Source organism: Microbacterium resistens NBRC 103078 (genome assembly GCF_001552355.1).
GTDB lineage: Bacteria > Actinomycetota > Actinomycetes > Actinomycetales > Microbacteriaceae > Microbacterium > Microbacterium resistens.
Map to the genome: position 1 here is coordinate 1 of NZ_BCRA01000181.1, position 4,356 is coordinate 4,356.

2 protein-coding genes are annotated in these 4,356 nt (G+C 73.2%); one reads left to right on the forward strand and one right to left on the reverse strand.

The genetic code is table 11. The features are described from left to right. Positions 1–7: 7 nt before the first annotated feature. A complete protein-coding gene (locus MR1_RS18590) occupies positions 8–895 on the reverse strand; it encodes a LysR family transcriptional regulator (RefSeq protein ID WP_067250631.1) in 888 nt (295 codons plus the stop codon). A 301-nt stretch (positions 896–1,196) separates the two neighbouring features. Here MR1_RS18590 and MR1_RS18595 point away from each other — a divergent pair. Further along, positions 1,197–4,356: bifunctional proline dehydrogenase/L-glutamate gamma-semialdehyde dehydrogenase (locus MR1_RS18595; RefSeq protein WP_084344933.1), on the forward strand; the 3,160-nt coding region annotated here is incomplete at its 3' end.

Genomic DNA, 4,356 nt, shown 5'->3' on the forward strand with positions numbered 1-4,356 from the left:
CGCGGAGTCAGCGGCGGAGGGCGGCGAAGGCGTCGGCGAGGGCCGCACGCACGGCGGCGAGGGACGCGGATCGGCGCGCGGAGGTGCGGACGGCCGTGAAGAGCTCGCGCACGGGCGTGCCGGGGAGGTCGGCGAGGGTCACGTCCGCACGCTCCTCGCTCCAGACGAGATCGGGCAGGATCCCGACTGCGTGCCCCGCGGCGACGAGGCGGATGTGGGCGGTGAGGTCGGCGGCCTCGAAGCGCACGTCCGGCTCGAATCCGGCCGCCCGGCACTGCTGGACGGTCCACTGGCGCGCCGCCGATCCGGCCGGCTCCATCACCCACGCGCGGTCCGCGAGGTCGGCGAGGGAGCGGGGCGGCTCGTCCGGCGGCAGGACGAGCCGCAGCGGATCGTGGCCGAGCAGGACGTGGGCGGTGCCTGCCCGGCGCTCGCGCGTGTGGCCGGGGTACTGCTCGGCGATGACGAGGTCGAAGCGTCGCGCGGCGAGCTCGAAGAGTCCCTCCTCGGGCGGCGCCTCGGTCATCTCGACGCGCAGGGAGGGCTCCCGCTCCGCGAGGAGGCTGAGCGCGGCGGGGACGATCGACTCGGCAGCGGTGGGCATGGCGCTGATCCGCACGGTCTCGGCGAGACGGTCGGCGGAGGCGAGCGCCTCGCGGGCCGCCTCGTCGAGCTCCAGGGCGCGTGCGGCGTGCTCGGCGAGGAGCCGGCCCTGCGCGGTGAGGCGGATCCGCCGCCCGTCGGGTTCGAGGAGCGGGACGCCGGCCTCCTTCTCCAGCAGGGCCAGTTGCTGGGACACGGTGGAGGGGCTGTACGAGAGCGATGCGGCGACCCCGGCGACGGTCCCGCGCAACGCGAACTCGTGCAGCAGTCGCAGCCGTCGCAGTTCGAACATCCTGGCCCCTTCCTCGCCCCCGCGTCCCGACACTCCGCGTCCCGACACTCCGCGTCCCGACACTCTGCGTCCCGCCCCGCCCGCCTCATCGAGTGGTCAGTTTTTGTGGGTTCCGGCCGCCCGAACCCACAAAAACTGACCACTCGGAAGAGGCGGACCCGAGAGTGCGGACCATTCGAGAATACCGAAGGGTGTGCATCGAGAAAGATCGCTTTTCTCGGCGGATGAACAGGCCCATGCTGGGATCATCCCCGCGCGGGCGTGTGCCCGCGCGCGCACGACCCGAGACCGAGGAACCGCCGTGACCCCCACCCCGTCCTCCGCGACCGCCACGGGCGTCGCCGACCTCTCCGCCCTCGCCGACGACGCCGTCGCGCTGGTGCGCCGCTGGCTCGTCGAGAGCCGCGAGGTCCCCGTCGACGCCGCCGCGCAGCGCCTCGCCGGCGTCCTGCGCGACGAGCACGGCCTCGACTTCACCGTCGGCTTCGTCGACGGCGTCGTCCGCCCCGAGGACACCGCCGTCGCCGCGCGGAAGCTCCGCGAGCTCGTCCCGCTCACCCCGGCCTTCCTCCCGGCTCCGCTCCGCGCCGCGATCGCCCTTGGCGGCGCCGTCGCCCCGATCCTGCCGGGGATCGTCGTGCCGATCAGCCGCCGGGTCCTCCGCGGCATGGTGCGCCACCTCATCGTCGACGCGCGCGACGCGAAGCTCGGCGCCGCCATCCGCGCGATCCGTGAGAAGCAGGACGTGCGCCTGAACGTCAACCTCCTCGGCGAGGCCATCCTCGGCCAGGACGAGGCGGCCCGCCGCCTGGAGGGGACGCGGCGGCTCCTGCAGCGCGATGACGTCGACTACGTCTCGATCAAGGTCTCCTCGACCGTCGCCCCGCACAGCCCGTGGGCCTTCGACGAGGCCGTCGCCCACGCTGCCGACGCGCTCCTGCCGCTGTACCGGATCGCCGCACGGGGCACGGCCGGCGGGAAGAAGTTCATCAATCTGGACATGGAGGAGTACAAGGATCTCGATCTCACGATCGCGGTCTTCACCTCGATCCTGGACCGCCCCGAGTTCCACGACCTCGAGGCCGGCATCGTGCTGCAGGCCTACCTCCCTGACGCGCTCGGCGCCATGATCCGCCTGCAGGAGTGGGCCGCCGCCCGCGTCGCCGCCGGCGGGGCGCCGATCAAGGTCCGCGTCGTCAAGGGCGCGAACCTCCCCATGGAGACCGTCGACGCCGAGACGCACGGCTGGCCGCTGGCCACATGGTCGACGAAGCAGGAGTCGGACTCCTCGTACAAGGCGGTGCTCGAGTACGCCCTGCGTCCGGAGCACATCGGCAACGTCCGGATCGGCGTCGCCGGGCACAACCTCTTCGACATCGCCCTCGCGTGGCTCCTGGCCGAGAAGCGCGGTGTGACGGCCGGGATCGAGTTCGAGATGCTGCTCGGAATGGCCTCGGCGCAGGCGACGGTCGTCAAGCGCACCGTCGGCTCGCTCCTGCTCTACACCCCGGTCGTGCACCCGGACGAGTTCGACGTCGCGATCGCCTACCTCATCCGGCGCTTGGAGGAGGGGGCGAGCCCCGAGAACTTCATGTCCGCGGTGTTCGACCTCGACGCCGACCCGGCGCTGTTCGAGCGCGAGAGGGAGCGCTTCCTCGCGTCCGTGCGCACGGTGCCGACCGAGGTCCCCGGGCCCAACCGCGTCCAGGACCGCTCGGCCCCGGTCGAGATCGGCGCGCCCGAGCGGGCACGCGGCTTCGAGAACACCCCCGACACCGACCCCTCGCTGGCGGCCAACCGGGCGTGGGGGGATGCGATCCGCTCCCGCATGGCGGACTCGACGCTCGGCGACGACACGGTCGCCGCGAACACGCTGTCCTCCGCGGACCAGGTCGACGCCGCGATCGCACGCGCCGTGGCCGCGGGCGAGGCCTGGCGCGCCCTGGGCGCCGAGGGCCGGGCGGAGATCCTGCACCGCGCCGGCGACGTCCTCGAGGCGCACCGCGCGGACCTCCTGGAGGTCATGGGATCCGAGGCGGGCAAGGTCCTCGAGCAGGGCGACCCCGAGGTCTCCGAGGCGATCGACTTCGCCCACTACTACGCAGAGAGCGCGCGGGCGCTCGCCGACGTCGACGGCGCGACCATGCAGCCCGTCGGGCTCACGGTCGTGACCCCGCCGTGGAACTTCCCCGTCGCGATCCCGGCCGGGTCCGTGCTGTCGGCGCTCGCGACCGGATCCCCGGTCATCATCAAGCCGGCCCGTCAGGCCCGCCGCTCCGGCGCGGTCATGGTCGAGGCGCTCTGGGAGGCGGGCGTGCCCCGCGACGTGCTGCAGTACGTGCAGCTCGACGGGCGCGAGCTCGGCACGCAGCTCGTGAGCGACCCCGCCGTCGGCCGCGTCATCCTCACGGGCGGGTACGAGACGGCGGAGCTGTTCCGCAGCTTCCGGCCGGATCTGCCCCTGCTCGCGGAGACCAGCGGCAAGAACGCCCTCATCGTGACCCCGAGCGCCGATCTGGACCTCGCGGCCAAGGACGTGGCGTACTCCGCCTTCGGCCACGCCGGCCAGAAGTGCTCCGCGGCATCCCTCGTCGTGCTCGTCGGCTCGGCGGCGCGCTCCGAGCGCTTCCGTCGCCAGCTCGTGGACGCGGTCCGCTCGTATGCGGTCGGCCAGCCCAGTGACGGCAGCTCCCGGATCGGCCCGCTCATCGGCCCGGCCGAGGGCAAGCTCCTCAGCGCCCTCACCACCCTGAAGCCCGGCGAGTCCTGGCTCCTCGAGCCGCAGCGGCTCGACGACGAGGGACAGCTCTGGCGCCCCGGCATCCGTGACGGCGTCGTGCGCGGATCGGAGTTCCACAAGGTGGAGTACTTCGGACCCGTGCTCGGCATCATGACCGCGGAGACGCTGGACGAGGCGATCGAGATCGTCAACGACATCGACTACGGCCTCACCAGCGGCCTGCACTCGCTGGACGAGGACGAGATCCAGCAGTGGCTCTCCTCGATCCAGGCGGGGAACGTCTACGTGAACCGCGGCACGACCGGTGCGATCGTGCAGCGTCAGCCGTTCGGCGGGTGGAAGAAGGCCGCCGTCGGCGCCGGGTCCAAGGCGGGCGGGCCGAACTACCTCGTCGGGCTCGCGGACTGGGCGGACGCCCCCGTGCGGACCACCCGGGAGCTCGACGCGCTCGGCACGACCGCGGTCGGCGCTCTCGCGGCTGTCGAGGGCGGCGAGGCGGACGTCGCCTGGCTCCGCGCGGCGCTCGCGACCGACATCGACGCCTGGGAGGACGAGTTCGGGATCGTCCGTGACGCCTCGGGTCTGGTCACGGAGCAGAACGCGTTCCGGTATCAGGCGGTGCCGGTGACGATCCGGTTCGAGGGCGGACGTGTGGCCGAGCTCGTGCGCGTGGCGGCCGCGGGGCGCCGGGCCGGGGGCCGGGTCACGGTCAGCACGGCCG

Excerpts from the sequence above, each read along its gene's own strand:
- MR1_RS18590 (WP_067250631.1), bottom strand. The coding sequence starts at position 895 with ATGTTCGAACTGCGACGGCTGCGACTGCTGCACGAGTTCGCGTTGCGC.